Raw genomic sequence first — 15,606 nt, forward strand, 5'->3', positions numbered from 1 at the left:
TGCGCACCTCGATTAACTGTAGAAACTTTGCGCAAGCGACCCGACCAGCAGCTGCCAGCCGTCCACCAGTACAAATAGCATGAGCTTAAAGGGCAGGGCGATGGTGGCCGGAGGTACCATCATCATACCCAGCGCCATCAGTACGCTGGCGATGACCAGGTCGATGATGAGGAACGGGATAAACACGGTAAAACCAATCTGGAACGCGGTTTTCAGCTCGCTGGTGACGTAGGCCGGGAGCAGAATGCGCATCGGCACCGCTTCCGGGCCGGCCAGCGGGCCGGTATTGGCCAGACGGGCAAACAGCGCCAGATCGGCTTCGCGGGTCTGACGCATCATAAACTCACGCAGCGGCTGTGCGCCGCGCTCCAGCGCCACGTCCATGGAGATTTTGTCTTCGGCAAACGGCTGGTAGGCATCGGTATAAATTTTGTCGAACACCGGGGCCATGATGAAGAAGGTCAGAAACAGCGACAGCCCAACCATCACCTGGTTCGGCGGCGCAGAAGGCGTACCGAGCGCGTTTCGCAGCAGGCCAAAGACGATAATGATGCGCGTAAAGCTGGTCATCATCAGCAGAATCGCCGGGATAAAGGTCAGCGAGGTGATAAACACCAGCGTCTGCACCGGCAGCGACCAGCTCTGACCGCCGCCCGCCAGCGGTTGGCTGATAAGCCCCGGCAGCTGAGCGAAAGCCGCAGGCGCGATGCCCAGCAGCGCGAGCAACGAGAGGGAAAGCAAGCGACGCATCAGGATCTCCCGTTACGCTTAAGCAGATTTTTTAACAGGGTCTGGAATTCCGGGCCGGCAGGCTCGGCGGGCTGCGTCTCATCGACGGCCAGCGGGGGCAGCGTATGCAGGGCGGTGATCTGTGTTGGGGTCACGCCCAGCACCAGCCGCGCATCCTGAACGTCAACGATAACAATACGTTCCCGGGGACCGACGCTGATGCTGGCGCTGATGTTCAGATCGCGACTGCTGCCCCGTTTAGGGGCAAAGCCGACGCGTTTAGCGACCCAGGCCGCGAGAAGAATAAACAGAATAATGACGGTCAGCGCACCGCTCACCTGAATCAGTGGCGATCCGGACGAGGCGGTGCTGTCCGGCTGTGTCACGCTTGCCTGGGTTTTCATCAATTAACGGCTCAGGCGACGCATGCGCTCAGAAGGGGTGATGATATCGGTAATGCGCACGCCGTATTTATCTGCCACTACCACCACTTCGCCCTGGGCGATGAGGTAGCCGTTGATCAGAATATCCAGCGGTTCACCGGCCAGACCGTCCAGCGCCACCACTGACCCCTGGGTCAGACGCAGCAGCTCTTTGATGGTCATACGGGTACGGCCCAGTTCAACGGTCAGCTTGACCGGGATATCCATAATCAGATCGATATCCTGGAGTGAACCCGCAACGTCGCCACCGTCCATCTGACGGAAAATATTGTCGGCGCTGCTTTTACCGGCCGCTTTCTGTTCACCTAACGCGTCAGCCCACAGATCGTCCACTGAGCCTGCGTTGTCGTCGGACGGATTGTTAATGTCACTCATTTGGGCTGTTCCTCATTCAGCGAATTCAAAATCGGGTTGATCAAGTGTTCGACGCGCAGGGCGTATTGACCATTCACCGTGCCATACTGGCTGGTCAGTACCGGGACGCCATCGACGTGCGCGATGATGCGGTCCGGCTTCTCAACCGGCAGTACGTCACCGGGCTGGAGCTTCAGGATCTGCGACAGGCGCAGCGGTATATCCGCAAAGTGGGCGATCAGCTCCAGTTCGGAGTGCTGCACCTGGCGAACCAGGTTATCGCGCCAGTTCTGGTCTTCGTGGCGGGAGTTCTCCAGCGGCGGGTTAACCAGGACTTCACGCAGCGGTTCAATCATGCTGAACGGCAGGCAGATAGTGAACTCGCCGGTCAGGTTGCCAATTTCAACGTGGAACGGAGTGTTAACCACGATGTCGTTAGGCGAGGTGGTGATGTTGGTAAACTTCACCTGCATCTCGGAACGCACATACTCCACGTCAAGCGGATGAATGGCCTTCCAGGCATCGCTGTACGCTTCGAGCGCCAGCTTCAGCATACGGTTGATAACGCGCTGCTCGGTATGGGTGAACTCGCGTCCTTCCACTTTGGTCGGAAAACGACCGTCGCCACCAAACAGGTTATCCACGGCGATAAACACCAGGCTTGGCGAGAACACGAACAGACCGGTTCCGCGCAGCGGCTTCAGATGGATAAGGTTCAGGTTGGTCGGCACCGGCAGGTTGCGTGCATATTCGTGGTAAGGCTGGATACGGATCGCGCCTACCGTAATATCGGGGCTTCTACGCAGCAGGTTGAACAGCCCCATACGGAACTGACGGGCGAAACGTTCGTTGATGATCTCCAGCGCCTGCAGGCGCTCGCGCACCACGCGACGCTGGGTATTGGGATCATAGGGACGAATGTCGCTGTCGCCTGCGCCACCGGTTTTGGCGGCGTCGCTCTGCTCGCTGTCGCCGTTTAACAGCGCGTCGATTTCGGCCTGAGAAAGAATACTGTCGCCCATGGGATTACCGCAAAATGAAGGCAGTGTACAGCACGTCGGTCACCACCTGTTTCGGTTGCCCGGAAACCAGCGGCGCCTCAAGCGTCGATTTAATGGCCTCGACCAGCTTCTGTTTTCCTTCATCGGTCGCCAGCGCGCTCGCGTCCTGACGGGAGAAGAGCAGCAGCAGACGGCTGCGCACTTCCGGCAGGTATTCGCTGATGCGCATACGCGTGGCGTCATCTTTCAGGCGCAGCGTGATGCCGATATAGAGCACGCGATCCGCATCACCGAGGTTAACGGTAAAGGTATCGAGTGCGAAAAAGACCGGCGCTGGCGGCGGGGTCGGCTCCGCGGCGGCGGCGGATGCAGCGGCCCCGGCCGGGTGCTGCTGCATCCGCCAGTAGCTGTAGCCTGCGGTAGCGCAGGCTGCGAGAGTGATAAGCACCAGCAGTGGCATCCAGATGGAGCGTTTGCGGCCTTTGTTGATAGCGGTGTCAGTCATCTAGAGCGGGCTTCCTGTATCGGTACTGCACATGGGCTGATTATCCCGTGTCTGCGAGCGGTCAAAGCGCGGAAAAGACGCGTATATTCGCGCTACCTCTGGCGTTTAGGCAAAGATGTCTACCGCATTGTTACCGCGCGCCGCGGACTGAAGCGAGGCTGGCACACTCAGCACCTCGTCATCTGCTCCGGCAAAAGTAAAGCCGCCACCGCGGTTTGCCTGCTGCTGTTGCTGGTCAGTCTGCTGGCCGCCAGCCGAGCTTTCACTGCTGATACTGCTCTGTCCCAGCTGAATGCCGTTCTCCGCCAGCTGCGTGCGCAGAACCGGAAGTGCGGCTTCCAGCGCGGAACGCACGTGGCTGTGCGGGGAGACCATCTGGAGCTGTGCCTGGTTATCATCAATTTTAAGGCTGATGTGCACGCTGCCCAGATTTTCCGGGTTAAGACGCAGCTCGGCCGTCTGCTGGCCCTGACGGGTAAACAGCGTGATGTGCTGGCTGACGGAGCTCTGCCACTCCGGCGTACCGAGCTGGGCGTTGATGTGCGGCACCACCGGGGTGGCGACCTGCGCTGTGGTGGTGTTGACGCTGGCAATGCTGGCCGCCAGCGGCGTCAGGTTATGGGGGCTCTGGCCGGCAGTCGGGCTGGCATCGGCCTGCACTTTCTCGCTCAGACCAGCGGGCTGCACAACCTGAGTGTCGGCCAGCTGCTGGGCAGTGGTGGCCGGCGTCACGGCGGCGGCGGCATTGCCTTTGCCGTCAGCGGGCTGCGCGGTCGGGGCGGTACGGCTGCTCAGCGTCTCGCCCAAAGAGGGGCGCTGCGCAGAGGCGCTCACGGCGGCAATATTCTGCCCACCCGCGGTGGTGCTCAGGGTGGTGGCCTGCGCCAGCGGCGTCTGCTGCGGCAGCATGGCGAACAGGGCGCTCAGGGCGGCCATATCTTCGCTGGAGAGCTTCTTATCGCTCTCCAGTGCCGGGGCGTCGTCTTTTGCATCACCCGGTTTGACGGTACCGATAAGCTTACCCAGCGAGGCGAGGGCATCATCATCCTGACCTACCGTAGCCAGCAGGGCAGCAAGCGGATTTTCTGCGGTTGCGTCGTCGCCGGCGGCAACCAGCGCGGCCAGGTCTTGCTGCGGTGCGGTTTTGCCCGTCGCCGCATCGGCAGTGAGGGCGGCCAGGTTCAGCGCTTTACCGTCCGCGCCTTTGATCCCACCGGGCAGAGCCTGACTTAACAGCGCCAGAAAATCGCCGCTGCTGGCTGCTGCTTTGCCGCCCACGCCTGGGGTGGCCGCGTCGGCGTCTGTCAGCACAATGTTGGGCAACGTAATCATTCGCTTTTCCTCAGTGATGCCCGCTGGGCAAATTCATCCATTTTTTTCTGATCGAGCCGGTTCTCTGCAAGCAGCGCGGCGGATGAGCGCCGATCCTGCAGGGTTTGCCAGGCCTGAAGACGTATTTTTTTCTCTTTCCAGAAGTCGAGCGCCTGATCCACTTTGACCGACCACTGTGCCAGCTGGAGACGGTGCTGTTCGATAGCCTTCTCCAGCGTGGTAATAAACTGTTGGTAGTTCTGCCAGCGCTGGCTGCCGATCCCCTGACTCATGTCGTTGTTCAGGTTATCGCGATATTCCGACTGATAGTTGATCAGCATATTGAGCTGCTCTTCAGCCTGCTGGCAGCAGCGGCGCATATCGCCGAGACGCTGCGCGGCATCGTCTACCTCTTTCTCTGCCATATCCTTCAGCGTGTTGAGTGCGCTATTTTTCGCCATGGCCTGTTACCTCCACTTCATCACACCGACGGGAAGATGCGATCCAGTGCCTGCACCGAGTCTTCCCAGCCTGAACGTTCGAAAATGCCCTGCTGTAAAAACGCTTCCAGTTCCGGCCACAGGGCGATGGCGCGGTCGAGCATCGGGTCGCTGCCTTTGGCATAGGCTCCCACGCTGACCAGATCGCGGTTGCGCTGGAAGCTGGAGAGCAGCTGTTTAAAGTTGCGTACCCGGGCATACTGCTGCTCCGGAATAATGGCCGTCATCACGCGGCTGATAGAGGCTTCGATATCGATAGCCGGATAGTGACCGGCTTCCGCCAGGCTGCGCGACAGCACGATGTGACCATCCAGAATGGCGCGCGCCGAGTCGGCAATCGGGTCCTGCTGGTCGTCGCCTTCGGTCAATACGGTATAGAACGCGGTCACCGAACCGCCGCCATGCACGCCGTTACCGGCACGTTCCACCAGCGCAGGCAGCTTGGCGAATACGGAAGGCGGATAGCCTTTGGTGGCCGGCGGTTCGCCGATGGCCAACGCAATCTCACGCTGCGCCATCGCGTAACGGGTCAGGGAGTCCATGATCAGCAGCACGTGCTGGCCGCGATCGCGGAAATCTTCGGCGATGCGGGTGGCGTAGGCCGCACCCTGCATACGCAGCAGCGGCGAGACGTCGGCCGGGGCGGCGATCACCACCGAGCGGGCGCGCCCGTCGGCACCGAGGATATTCTCAATAAAGTCTTTTACTTCGCGGCCACGCTCGCCGATAAGCCCGACTACAATCACGTCGGCTTTGGTGTAGCGCGCCATCATGCCGAGCAGCACCGATTTACCGACGCCGGAACCTGCGAACAGGCCCATACGCTGGCCGCGACCTACCGTCAGCAGGGCGTTGATCGGGCGCACGCCGACATCGAGCACGTCGGTGATTTCGGTACGCTGCAGCGGGTTAACCGGGACGCTGACCAGCGCGCCGGTATCTTTGGTATCCGGGGCAGGCAGGCCATCGAGCGGCTTTCCGGCACCGTCCAGCACGCGACCGAGCAGGGCCGGGCCAAGCGGCAGCTGTTTACCGCTCTGCATCCCGTCGCCGTTACCGCCGCGGGCATAGACGCGCGCGCCGGGCAGAATGCCTTCCACTTCTTCCAGCGGCATCAAAAACAGCTTGTGGCCGTTAAAGCCGACCACTTCGGTTTCCACTTCTTTAAGCTGGCCGCCGTCCTGGCGCTCAATAATGCAGGTCGCGCCGAGAGGGAGCTGCAGGCCGGTGGCTTCCAGCACCAGGCCGGTGGCACGCGTCAGTCTGCCGTAGCGGCGCAGGGCAGGGAGCTGCGACATGCGTGACTCAAAGCTGTCGAGCGTGTTGAGCCAGCGGGTCAGACGGGCGGTCATTACACCACTCCCGGTGCGGCGAGGCGGCACAGTTCCTGCCAGCGCGTCGCCACGCTCGCATCCAGATCGCCTTCATCGGCGGAGACTTTGCAGCCGCCCTGATGCAGCGTCGGGTCACCGCGCAGACGCCAGCCGTGCAGGCTGAGGGTCGCGCCCAGCATCTCTTCCACGCGCTGCAGATCGTCCGGATGGACGCGCAGAATCGGTTTGCCGCTGAACAGCGGCTCCTGCTGAAGCAGCAGCTGAATCTGTTTGATGAGCGCGTTGTTGTCCACGCTCGGGGTATGACCAATTACCTGACGCGCGGCTTCCAGCGCCATCTGCATCAGGCGCGAGGCGATAACGCTGTCCAGCGCATCGAGGGTGTACTGAAACTCGCTGACCAGCTGCTGCATGCGGGCATGAACCGGCGCCTGCTGCTGGCGCGCTTCGTTCAGACCCTGCTCCAGCCCCTGGGCAAAGCCCTCTTTGCGGCCCTGCTCAACGCCCTGCACCCGGCCATCTTCATGACCGGCGGCAAAACCCTGTTCACGGGCCTGGGCCTGCATCAGGGCCAGGGTCTGCTGCAGATCCGGCTCGGGGATCTCGCCGTCGTCCAGACCGCTGACTTCCACCGGCTCCGGCAGTTCAAAACTGGGAGCAGGGGAGAGATCTTCCGGTGACCACGGCTGCCACGGCAGTTGATTAGACATAGGTATCCTCGCCGCTGCCGATCACCATCTCGCCGGTCTCCGCCAGACGACGGACGATAAGCAGGATGGCTTTCTGTTCGTTTTCCACCTGAGACAGACGCACCGGACCACGGTTGGCCAGGTCGTCGCGCAGGATATCCGCCGCACGCTGGGACATGTTGCGCAGGAACTTCTCGCGCAGCGGCGCTTCGGCGCCTTTCAGTGCCACCAGCAGCGATTCGGACTCCACTTCCTGGAGCAGGCGCTGGATGCTGCGGTCGTCGACTTCCACCAGGTTTTCGAACAGGAACATCTCGTCGATAATTTTCTGCGCCAGCTCGCCGTCGAATTCGCGCACCGCGGTAATAACCGCTTCTTCCTGCTGGGTCTTCATCAGGTTGATGATTTCCGCTGCGGTTCTTACGCCGCCCATTTTGCTGCGCTTGAGGTTCTGACCGTCGAGCAGGTTGTTCAGCACTTCGGTCAGCTCTGCCAGTGCGGCCGGCTGTACCCCGCCGAAGGTGGCGATACGCAGCATCACGTCGTTACGCAGACGCTCGTCGAACAGCGCCAGGATATCGGCGGCCTGACCACGTTTGAGGTGGACCAGGATGGTCGCGATAATCTGCGGGTGTTCGTCGCGGATAAGGTCGGCAGCGCTCTGCGGCTCCATAAAGTTGAGCGTTTCCATGCCGGTCGTCGTCTCTTTCGATTCGAGGATATCTTCCAGCAGGCTGGAGGCACGCTCTTCGCCCAGCGCTTTTACCAGCACCGAACGCAGGTAGTCGTTGGCGTTGATGCTCAGCGCCGCGAACTGTTCTGCTTCCTGTTCAAACTCGGCCAGAACCTCGGTCAGCTGTTTGTTAGAGATCTGGCGTACGTTGGCCATGGCAGCACTCAGGTGCTGCACTTCGCGCGGGGCGAGGTGCTTGAACACCTCCGCCGCGCGGTCTTCACCGATGGTCATCAGCAGGATGGCGCTTTTATCGGTTCCTGTCAGGGTGCTGGTGCTACTCATAGTTCGTTACTCATCCACTGGCGAATGACCAGCGCGACGACGCGCGGATCGTTATCAGACATGTCACGAATACGTTGACTCATCACTTCGGCGCTCAGGCGCTGGTTATTGCGGCGCTGCTGGGTCTGTTCGTCTTTGCTGAGGCTGACCTCGACGGACTCTTCCACTTCTTTACGCTCGCGCTCCGCTTCGATGGCCATACGCGTCTGCTCTTCGCGGCGCTTGATCATCGGACGGATGCCCTTACGCCACATCAGCCACGCAACCAGCAGAACAATCAGCCAGCGACCGGCAGACATCAGCTGATCGATGAAGGCCTGCTGCTGCCAGAACGGCAGTTCGCCACCGTTGTCATCCGTTGCGGTGAACGGTGAGTTGACCACGTTCAGGGTATCGCCGCGCTTCTCGGTATAGCCCATCGCTTCGCGGGTCAGGTCTTCAATCTGCTTGAGCTGTTCGGCGGTCAGCGGCAGCGGTTTGCCGTCCTGCAGCGCACGGTAGTTCACCACCACGGCGACCGACAGGCGCTGAATATCGCCCACGTTCTGTTTGGTGTGACGGATGGTGCGGTCCAGCTCGTAGTTGGTGGTCGAATCGTTAGAGGAGTTACGCGGCGCGCTGTTAGCAGCCGTCGTGGTCTGCTGACCATTCTGGTTGTTCTGGCCGTTTTGTCCGTTCTGGTTGTTCTGATTCGCCGCCGGTGCGTCGATCGGTGCGTTATTTGCCGGTGCCGGCTGGTTGGAGAGGGCGCCTGGCACGCCGCCCGGGTACGGGCCGCCAACCTGTTCGCTGGTATTAAGCTGACGTGAGCGTACGGCCGCCTGCGACGGGTCGCCGTTCGGACGATACTGCTCTTCGGTCTGCTCTTTGCTGGCGAAGTCGATCTGCGCGGTAACCTGCGCATGCACGTTGCCGTTGCCGACAATCGGACCGAGGATAGATTCGATACGGCGCTGAATGCGGCTTTCCACATCGCTGGCGTATTTCAGCTGCGCGTCGTTCAGGTCACGCCCGTTGGTTTCGGATTTAGTGAGCAGATGACCGCCCTGATCGACCAGGGTGACGTTGCCCGGCGGCAGACCGGCCACCGCGCTGGAAACCATGTGCACCACGGCGCTGATTTGCCCTTCGTCCAGCGCGCGGCCAGGTTCGAGGTTCAGGGTCACGGAAGCGGACGGCGCTTTCTGCTCGCGCACGAACAGCGACGGTTTCGGCATCGCGAGATGCACACGCGCGCTTTTCACCGGGCCGAGGGTCTCGATGGTGCGGGCCAGTTCGCCTTCCAGCGCGCGCTGGTAGTTAACCTGCTCGCTGAACTGGCTAATGCCGAACTTCTCCTGATCGAGCAGCTCAAAGCCTACCGCACCGCCTTTCGGCAGTCCCTGGCCGGCAAGGCGCAGACGCAGCTCATGCACTTTATCGGCAGGCACCATCAGGGCGCTGCCGTTGTCAGAGAAGCGGTAGGGGATGTTCATCTGGGTAAGCTGGGTGACGATAGCGCCCCCGTCCTGATCCGTCAGGTTGCTATAGAGGGTGCGGTAGTCCGGGGTCTTTGCCCATAACACCAGCGCCACGACAATCGCGACGGCAGCAGCACCCGCCACCATTAACGGGATTTTAGGGTTAGCGCGTAAGCGGTTCAGCCACTCGACAGATTTATTTTGTGAGGGTTGAGCTGTAGCAGCGGCGTTCATTGCGTACCTCGCGGCTCGGCGTTAACTGAATGTTTCGTGTGTTGAAGCAAAACGGACTCCCGGGTCGGAAAACACGACAAAAGTTCCATAATGATGGCCGTGCCATTATTTGATGATTCAGGATTTTCTATGGCTCAAATAGCCTGATTTTTTGCAGCTAATTACCGCCATTATCTCATTGACAAGCTGTTATTCTCATCGCGGTAAAAAAATATCCAGGGGATGACCATGGCAATACAGGGTATTGAAGGCGTACTTCAGCAGTTACAGGCAACCGCAGGCGTAGCCCGTAATGTGGCGCCGGAAGCACAGCCCGCCGTCAGCTTTGCCGGTGAGTTACAGGCCGCACTGGGCCGAATCAGTGAAGCCTCCACCACGGCGCGTACTCAGGCGGAAAACTTCGCGATGGGTAAACCGGGTGTGGCGCTGAATGATGTGATGGTCGATCTGCAAAAATCGTCCGTCTCGCTGCAGATGGGTATCCAGGTACGTAATAAGCTGATTACGGCGTACCAGGACATCATGAGCATGCAGGTCTAGTCATAAAAACGCAGTACCGACGTCACTACGTCAGGGTTTAGCACGGCGTGGGCCGCAGGCGGGATGTGCAGAGCAGGGGGTGGTTCCGTATGCTCAGGGCGTCCGGCAGGCAACTGAAGGGCAGCTTCTCAGGAAGCTGGCATTCAGCGTCCACGGCGGTTAAGCGTTGTTTTCCAGTCCATCGCTGTGCGTCGCATCCAGCACTTTATTCATATTGATCCCCGTCACTTCGAAGCCGCAGGCGTCATAGACGCGCCGTGCCCGATCGTTGTGCGCCGCCACCCGCAGTTTGATCTCACTGAAACCCTGCTGCGCCAGACGCTGCTCCAGCGCGCGCATGGCCGCCTTGCCAAAACCCTGACCGCGACAGTCGGGAAACAGGTAAAAATCACAGATATAGACCGAGCGCATCGCCTCGTTGGGCGTGTACCAGAGGTAGCCAATGTGCTGCTCGCCGCCGTCTGCACGGTGCATGAGGTTCACCAGCACCTGCGTGCGGGTGTGTGCCCCGTCGGGAAAGCTGTGTTCGACGTCCAGCGCGGCCTGGCGCAGGGCCTTCTCTTCACTCAGGCGATAGTTCTCTACAATTTCCTGAGCGTATTCGGCGACGAAATAGCGCTGCCATGCGGGAAACGCCGCGTCGGTCATCGGGGTAAAGTCGATCATAAGGCCTCCTGTAACGGCCATGGGAAAAGCATGACGATAGCAGGGGGCCGGAGGAGGGTACAGCGGTAAGTCGTTAATCCTTCGCCCTTATCCCGGCTGGCACGGCCGCGGCTTTGATGCCAGAATAGGTTTTTTCGCTTCCTGACAGGATTAAAGATGAAAACGTTGGCAATGGTAGCGGCGCTGGTCGCCCTGAGCGGCTGCGTGCAGGTGGATGACTATTCTGCGGTGGTGAAAGCCCCGGCCCCGGCGGATCTGGCAGGCAACTGGCAGTCAAAAGGCCCTCAAAGTTCGCTGGTCAGCCCGGAGGCGATCGGTTCGCTGGTGATTACCCCGGAGGGGGATACCCTGGATTGTCGCCAGTGGCAGCGGGTGATTGCCGTACCGGGCAAACTGATGCTGCGTTCCGGGACGCTCTATAACGTCACCGCGAAGCGGGAGATCTACGAGGTGGAGCGCGCCGGCAGCACGCTTGAGTATGACGGTATGACGCTTGAGAAGGTCGATCGCCCCACCCAGGAGTGCGCCGATTACCTGGCTACACATCCGCTTAACGGCGTAGCGCCGTAGTGCTTGCCCCGACTCGCGTTCTGCGCGCGGATCGGGGGATAAGCGCCATCGATACAGGCGCGCGGGTTAGCCCGAAGCAGTGAGCCGCTAAACCGCACGCCGGCTCGACCAGAGCTAGTCGTCTTCCGCGATCGTCCACACGCTGACGCTGCCGCCGTTGCAGGTGAAGGTGGCGGCGCCGGTCTCATCGGTAGTAATGACCTCCGGGCGGTTGCCGAGAAAGTCGCGCCAGGTTTTCGCCGCGTAGTTTTCCCCCAGCGTCATTGTCTTCTCGCCGTCCTCGCCGTTGGACAACACCACCACGCAGCCGGGACTCTCTTCCGTGCCGCTGCGGCTGAAGGCGATGCAGTTCGGGTGATCGAACCACAGCGTCTGCACACCGTGGGCGTAACGCTGGCGGGCGATCAGCATCTGGTCCAGCTGATGAATCACCGCCATCTCAATGGGGTAGGTTTCCCCGTCGCTGCCGGTATCCTCATAGCTCGCGCCGTACATATCCGGGTAGAACACCGACGGCACGCCGTTCTCGCGCAGCAGGATAAGCGCATAGGCCAGCGGTTTGAACCAGGTTTCCACCGGGGCTTCCAGCGCCTGCAGCGGCTGGGTGTCGTGATTCGCCACCAGGGTCACGGCATGAAACGGGTCGGCCTCCACCAGCGTGCCGGTAAAGATGTCGCGCATGTCGTAGTCCCGGCCCTGCAGCGACGCGGTATGGAAGTTTTTCAGCAGCGGGGCGTCGAACAGCATGGTTTTCCCGTCGACGTCCTCGATGTACTGCATCAGCTTATCCACTTCGTAGGACCAGTACTCCGCCACGATAAACAGCGGCTTCGTCGCCACGTCCTGCACATGGTCGATCCACTGCCGGTAGAACCAGGTGGGAATGTGCTTCACCGCATCGAGACGAAAGCCGTCGCAGCCCGTTTGTTCCATCACCCAGCGCGCCCAGTATTTGATCTCCTCGGTCACGGCATGGTTGCGAAAGTCGATGTTGCTGCCCATCAGGAAATCGTAGTTGCCGTTCTCGCCATCCACCTCGTCGTTCCAGCCGTCGCGCGTGTAGTCGTTGACGATTTTGAAGATCCCTTCTTCGTCAGGGTTCTCGATATGGTCGACGCCGCTAAAGCAGTGATAGTCCCAGACGAAGCGAGAGTATTTACCGGCGCGGCCGGGGAAGGTGTAGCGCGTCCAGGCCTCGCACTCGATGACCTCCGGGTCGATGTGGTTGCGGTCGTCGGGGTTGACGCGATTGACCCGCAGCGGCTCTTTCTCATCGGCGCCCATCTTATGGTTGACCACCACGTCGAGCAGCACGGCGATGCCGTTTTCCTGCAGACGGGCGATCGCGTGGAGCAGCTGGGCTTTATCCCCGTATTTGGTGGCGACCGAGCCTTTTTGATCGAACTCGCCCAGATCAAACAGATCGTAGGTGTCGTAGCCGACCGAGTAACCGCCTGAGGCGCCTTTGCAGGCGGGCGGGAGCCAGACCATGTTGATGCCGTATTCGCTGAAGGTATCAGCGCGCGCCGCGACTTCCGGCCATAGCTTTCCGCCGTCGGGGTAGTACCAGTGAAAGCATTGCAACAGGGTGGGGTTTTGCATCGTCCTTGCTCCAGAAGTCAGTCAGTGTGACTTCTGGAGTATGGCGTAAAACATCATCAGTGGGAGTGTATTAGTTGAAATCGTGGGGATAGAGAATATTGCCCGACAGCTTGCCATAGGTGGTAGAGACCGATTTCTGTCGGCCGGTCTGATCGATAAGCTCACGCAGCTCATCCATACGCTGTTGCAACAGCGTACGCAGCTCGGCTTCGTTGGCCAATACCTTCGTCAGCAGCTGACGCGCCTGTTCCTGATGAACAATATTGCCGGGGGACACGGGGTGTCTGGCAATGGTTTCCACAAGGGTGACGTATTTGACTTCCTGTTCAATAAGCTCATCCCATTCCCCGGAGTGAGCCAGGTTGAGCATGCTGTTACTGAGTGCGTAGAGTGCCTGCCAGTTGTTCAGGGATGAGAGGAGGTCATTCATCAGAGCGAATCCTGGAAAGTGGGTGAACCTGCGCCGATCTGTTTCCACGCATCAGCAATATTAACAAGCAGGCCTTCCACTTCGCTGATGGCATCCACATCATTGCGCAAATTGGCCTGTAACAACCGTCGCACCATGTATTCATACAGCGAGGCAAGATTCTGCGACAGCTCCCCACCGGCTTCCATATCGAGCCCGGCTTTTAACCCGTTATCAATAATGTTGATGGCTTTTGACAGGGCTTCGCCTTTCTCCGCCATTTGTCCTGCTTCCAGAAACAGGCGCGCGCGAACAAGGGCACTGTGTGCCCCGTCGAACAACATCACGATTAACTGGTGTGGGCTCGCACTCATTACCGCACTTTCCACCCCTATCTTCTGATAGGACTGAACACCAGAGTTGTTGTACATATCTAGTCCTTAACTACTGCTTTTGGTGAACTGCTGCGTCAGGTAATTGGCTGTGTTGGTCATCTTGGTCATCATCACATCCAGATTGGTGAACTGCGTTTTGTAGCGCGCCATAGTTGCATCAATAGAGGCTTCCATGGCGTCGTAGCGTTGGCTCAAGGTTTTCAGCGTCTTGTTGATACCGTCTTTGGCGTTCTGAATGACACCGGTTTTACCCGCGCTGGTGCTCAGCATATCGGTAAGGGTGTTATTCATTTTGGTTGCCAGACCGGTGGTCTTGCCGTCGCCGATAAAGTAGGCCTGCACCGCCGCCGGGTTTTCTGACAGCTGCTTGTTCAGTTTGTCGGAGTCGATCTTCAGCGTGCCCAGCGTCCCTTCGCTACCCTTGTTAGGGTCCTGGGAAATACCCAACTGCGCCATGATCTGTACCGAACCGGCCTGGATATCCGTCAGCATGCCACGCAGCTGCGATTGAATACCGCGCACGTTGCCGTCGCCGACCAGCGCGCCGTTGCTGCTGGACTGGGCGTCGGTGCCTTTATCTACCGCCACGTACTTGGTCAGGGAACTGATGGTGGCCTGCAGGGAGTTATAGGCGCTCACCCAGTCGGTGATCGCTTTCTTGTTGGCGTCGGTAGCGCGGGTGATGTCCAGCGATTCGTCGGCTTTACTCTGCGCTTTAACGGTGAAGGTGACACCCGGCAGCGCATCAGAGATGGTGTTGCTCTGGCGTTCGATCTCGACGTCGTTCACCACTACGATGGCGTTCTTCGCCGCGGTCTGCTCGGACAGGGCGCCGGTGCCGGTCGCAGAGTCGTAACCAATGGCGCTCTGCAGTTTGGCATCACCGGTTACGGTGACCGTCATCGCGCTCTCGGTGCCGGTGGTCTTCGAGGTCAGCATCAGGCGGTAATCGCCATCGTTTGCTTTAATGATGCTGGCGGTCACGTTGCCGTTGGCTTTGTTGATCGCGCTGGCGATACCGGACAGCGAGGTATCCGCATCGGTCAGATCCACTTCCAGCGGCTTTTCGGTGCCCGGCTGGCTGATGGAGATAGTGCGCTTCGCCCCGGTAATATCGCCGAGTTTTTCGGTGTTGCTGGCAATGGAGCCGGTGGTCAGCACCTGTGCTTTAGCAACCTGGCTTACGTTAACGGTAAAGCTGCCAACGGATGCATCAGAGGTTGTCGTGGCGCTGAAAGCGGTGTTGGTGCTGCTGACTGCGGTCGAGTTCCAGGTCGCGGTTTTACCTAACGTAGCCGTGGCAGTCTGCAGACTTGTCATGGCGCTCTGCAGCTTGCCGTAGGCGCTAAGCTGTGCGTTATACGTCGACTGCTGGGTCGTGATGGTCGTCAGCTTAGTCCTTTCAGCCGTTTCTAACTGATCGTAAAGATCCCCGAGCCCGGCAGAGCCTATCCCGAGATTACTGATAGTAGCCATGCATGTTTTCCTTAAATACGATGGTAGTTCAGGACTCTATATCGGCGACGGATGACGAAAGTTTACGGCCAGACGAAAAAAATAATCCCAGGAACAGCCAGGAGATTGACGGGCAATTAGCGCCATAGAAATGAAACGCGGGCAGAAGCAAAAATGCTGAGATGCCGCCTGGCGGCGAGTACGATCTAATAATAAGGAAAAAATGTCACCCTCAGACCCACGTGCACGCGTAATGTAAAAGGGCGGCAGGATTTGAATTAAATAATAATCGCAAACGCACTGTAGTAATTAAATTATCTTTAAATACATGGTGTTACTAATTTTTTAAAATTGATTCTAAAGTCTTTTTAAGGCCCGTCGATAACCTTGT

Annotated in this window: 18 protein-coding genes; 2 read left to right on the forward strand and 16 right to left on the reverse strand. The window is 59.3% G+C overall.

Annotated features, from left to right (window positions below; translation table 11 throughout):
- Positions 1–12 precede the first annotated feature (12 nt).
- From fliP to fliF, 11 genes are all read right to left on the reverse strand, one after another.
- Positions 13–750, reverse strand: a complete 738-nt coding sequence (gene fliP, locus DW58_RS12430) for a flagellar type III secretion system pore protein FliP (protein WP_024549625.1) — start codon at positions 748–750, stop codon at positions 13–15.
- Positions 750–1,133 carry a flagellar biosynthetic protein FliO gene (gene fliO, locus DW58_RS12435; RefSeq protein ID WP_029696731.1) on the reverse strand — a complete coding sequence of 128 codons (384 nt, stop codon included), beginning with the start codon at positions 1,131–1,133 and terminating at the stop codon, positions 750–752. Before fliO ends, fliP begins: the two co-directional genes overlap by 1 nt.
- A gap of 3 nt (positions 1,134–1,136) precedes the next feature.
- Positions 1,137–1,547 carry a flagellar motor switch protein FliN gene (gene fliN / locus DW58_RS12440; protein WP_024549627.1) on the reverse strand — a complete coding sequence of 137 codons (411 nt, stop codon included), beginning with the start codon at positions 1,545–1,547 and terminating at the stop codon, positions 1,137–1,139.
- Positions 1,544–2,548, reverse strand: a complete 1,005-nt coding sequence (fliM, locus tag DW58_RS12445) for a flagellar motor switch protein FliM (protein WP_029592988.1) — start codon at positions 2,546–2,548, stop codon at positions 1,544–1,546. Before fliM ends, fliN begins: the two co-directional genes overlap by 4 nt.
- A 4-nt stretch (positions 2,549–2,552) precedes the next feature.
- Positions 2,553–3,032, reverse strand: coding sequence for a flagellar basal body-associated protein FliL (gene fliL, locus DW58_RS12450; protein ID WP_024549584.1), 480 nt, complete (start codon positions 3,030–3,032; stop codon positions 2,553–2,555).
- Positions 3,033–3,137: 105 nt separating this feature from the next.
- On the reverse strand, positions 3,138–4,364 hold the full coding sequence (locus DW58_RS12455; protein WP_024549585.1) for a flagellar hook-length control protein FliK: 1,227 nt from the start codon (positions 4,362–4,364) through the stop codon (positions 3,138–3,140).
- The gene (gene fliJ / locus DW58_RS12460) at positions 4,361–4,804 is read right to left on the reverse strand and encodes a flagellar export protein FliJ (RefSeq protein ID WP_024549586.1); all 444 of its coding nucleotides are present in this window, start codon (positions 4,802–4,804) and stop codon (positions 4,361–4,363) included. The genes DW58_RS12455 and fliJ overlap by 4 nt, the downstream gene beginning before the upstream one ends.
- Positions 4,805–4,824: 20 nt before the next feature.
- Positions 4,825–6,195: a flagellar protein export ATPase FliI gene (fliI, locus tag DW58_RS12465; RefSeq protein WP_024549587.1), complete on the reverse strand. Its 1,371-nt coding sequence runs from the start codon at positions 6,193–6,195 to the stop codon at positions 4,825–4,827.
- Positions 6,195–6,887 (reverse strand): flagellar assembly protein FliH, encoded by a 693-nt coding sequence (gene fliH / locus DW58_RS12470; RefSeq protein ID WP_024549588.1) that lies wholly within the window; start codon positions 6,885–6,887, stop codon positions 6,195–6,197. The genes fliI and fliH overlap by 1 nt, the downstream gene beginning before the upstream one ends.
- Positions 6,880–7,884 carry a flagellar motor switch protein FliG gene (fliG, locus tag DW58_RS12475; protein WP_024549589.1) on the reverse strand — a complete coding sequence of 335 codons (1,005 nt, stop codon included), beginning with the start codon at positions 7,882–7,884 and terminating at the stop codon, positions 6,880–6,882. Before fliG ends, fliH begins: the two co-directional genes overlap by 8 nt.
- Positions 7,881–9,578 (reverse strand): flagellar basal-body MS-ring/collar protein FliF, encoded by a 1,698-nt coding sequence (gene fliF, locus DW58_RS12480; protein WP_024549590.1) that lies wholly within the window; start codon positions 9,576–9,578, stop codon positions 7,881–7,883. The genes fliG and fliF overlap by 4 nt, the downstream gene beginning before the upstream one ends.
- A 228-nt stretch (positions 9,579–9,806) precedes the next feature.
- Between fliF and fliE the strand changes: the two genes are divergently transcribed.
- A complete protein-coding gene (fliE, locus tag DW58_RS12485) occupies positions 9,807–10,118 on the forward strand; it encodes a flagellar hook-basal body complex protein FliE (RefSeq protein WP_024549591.1) in 312 nt (103 codons plus the stop codon).
- A 159-nt stretch (positions 10,119–10,277) separates the two neighbouring features.
- Here the strand turns inward: fliE and DW58_RS12490 are convergent, their stop codons facing one another.
- A complete protein-coding gene (locus DW58_RS12490; RefSeq protein ID WP_024549592.1) occupies positions 10,278–10,784 on the reverse strand; it encodes a GNAT family N-acetyltransferase in 507 nt (168 codons plus the stop codon).
- A 156-nt stretch (positions 10,785–10,940) separates the two neighbouring features.
- Here DW58_RS12490 and yedD point away from each other — a divergent pair, with 156 nt between their 5' ends.
- Positions 10,941–11,354, forward strand: a complete 414-nt coding sequence (gene yedD, locus DW58_RS12495; RefSeq protein ID WP_024549593.1) for a lipoprotein YedD — start codon at positions 10,941–10,943, stop codon at positions 11,352–11,354.
- Positions 11,355–11,468: 114 nt separating this feature from the next.
- Here yedD and amyA read toward each other — a convergent pair whose 3' ends face one another.
- The 4 genes from amyA to fliD all read right to left on the reverse strand — a co-directional run bounded on the left by amyA (position 11,469) and on the right by fliD (position 15,236).
- Positions 11,469–12,956, reverse strand: coding sequence for an alpha-amylase (gene amyA / locus DW58_RS12500; protein ID WP_024549594.1), 1,488 nt, complete (start codon positions 12,954–12,956; stop codon positions 11,469–11,471).
- Positions 12,957–13,026: 70 nt separating this feature from the next.
- Positions 13,027–13,386 (reverse strand): flagella biosynthesis regulatory protein FliT, encoded by a 360-nt coding sequence (gene fliT / locus DW58_RS12505; protein ID WP_024562447.1) that lies wholly within the window; start codon positions 13,384–13,386, stop codon positions 13,027–13,029.
- Positions 13,386–13,796 (reverse strand): flagellar export chaperone FliS, encoded by a 411-nt coding sequence (fliS, locus tag DW58_RS12510; protein WP_024550592.1) that lies wholly within the window; start codon positions 13,794–13,796, stop codon positions 13,386–13,388. The genes fliT and fliS overlap by 1 nt, the downstream gene beginning before the upstream one ends.
- 9 nt (positions 13,797–13,805) lie before the next feature.
- The gene (gene fliD, locus DW58_RS12515; RefSeq protein ID WP_024550593.1) at positions 13,806–15,236 is read right to left on the reverse strand and encodes a flagellar filament capping protein FliD; all 1,431 of its coding nucleotides are present in this window, start codon (positions 15,234–15,236) and stop codon (positions 13,806–13,808) included.
- Positions 15,237–15,606: the final 370 nt, after the last annotated feature.

The organism is Siccibacter turicensis LMG 23730 (genome assembly GCF_000463155.2).
GTDB lineage: Bacteria > Pseudomonadota > Gammaproteobacteria > Enterobacterales > Enterobacteriaceae > Siccibacter > Siccibacter turicensis.

What these genes read in the sequence shown, in the direction of transcription:
- fliT (WP_024562447.1), bottom strand. Translation starts at nt 13,386, where the DNA reads ATGAATGACCTCCTCTCATCCCTGAACAACTGGCAGGCACTCTACGCA.
- fliF (WP_024549590.1), bottom strand. Translation starts at nt 9,578, where the DNA reads ATGAACGCCGCTGCTACAGCTCAACCCTCACAAAATAAATCTGTCGAG.
- fliO (WP_029696731.1), bottom strand. Translation starts at nt 1,133, where the DNA reads ATGAAAACCCAGGCAAGCGTGACACAGCCGGACAGCACCGCCTCGTCC.
- DW58_RS12455 (WP_024549585.1), bottom strand. Translation starts at nt 4,364, where the DNA reads ATGATTACGTTGCCCAACATTGTGCTGACAGACGCCGACGCGGCCACC.
- fliN (WP_024549627.1), bottom strand. Translation starts at nt 1,547, where the DNA reads ATGAGTGACATTAACAATCCGTCCGACGACAACGCAGGCTCAGTGGAC.
- fliG (WP_024549589.1), bottom strand. Translation starts at nt 7,884, where the DNA reads ATGAGTAGCACCAGCACCCTGACAGGAACCGATAAAAGCGCCATCCTG.
- yedD (WP_024549593.1), top strand. Translation starts at nt 10,941, where the DNA reads ATGAAAACGTTGGCAATGGTAGCGGCGCTGGTCGCCCTGAGCGGCTGC.
- fliD (WP_024550593.1), bottom strand. Translation starts at nt 15,236, where the DNA reads ATGGCTACTATCAGTAATCTCGGGATAGGCTCTGCCGGGCTCGGGGAT.
- fliL (WP_024549584.1), bottom strand. Translation starts at nt 3,032, where the DNA reads ATGACTGACACCGCTATCAACAAAGGCCGCAAACGCTCCATCTGGATG.
- fliJ (WP_024549586.1), bottom strand. Translation starts at nt 4,804, where the DNA reads ATGGCGAAAAATAGCGCACTCAACACGCTGAAGGATATGGCAGAGAAA.
- fliM (WP_029592988.1), bottom strand. Translation starts at nt 2,548, where the DNA reads ATGGGCGACAGTATTCTTTCTCAGGCCGAAATCGACGCGCTGTTAAAC.
- fliI (WP_024549587.1), bottom strand. Translation starts at nt 6,195, where the DNA reads ATGACCGCCCGTCTGACCCGCTGGCTCAACACGCTCGACAGCTTTGAG.
- fliE (WP_024549591.1), top strand. Translation starts at nt 9,807, where the DNA reads ATGGCAATACAGGGTATTGAAGGCGTACTTCAGCAGTTACAGGCAACC.
- DW58_RS12490 (WP_024549592.1), bottom strand. Translation starts at nt 10,784, where the DNA reads ATGATCGACTTTACCCCGATGACCGACGCGGCGTTTCCCGCATGGCAG.
- fliP (WP_024549625.1), bottom strand. Translation starts at nt 750, where the DNA reads ATGCGTCGCTTGCTTTCCCTCTCGTTGCTCGCGCTGCTGGGCATCGCG.
- fliH (WP_024549588.1), bottom strand. Translation starts at nt 6,887, where the DNA reads ATGTCTAATCAACTGCCGTGGCAGCCGTGGTCACCGGAAGATCTCTCC.
- amyA (WP_024549594.1), bottom strand. Translation starts at nt 12,956, where the DNA reads ATGCAAAACCCCACCCTGTTGCAATGCTTTCACTGGTACTACCCCGAC.
- fliS (WP_024550592.1), bottom strand. Translation starts at nt 13,796, where the DNA reads ATGTACAACAACTCTGGTGTTCAGTCCTATCAGAAGATAGGGGTGGAA.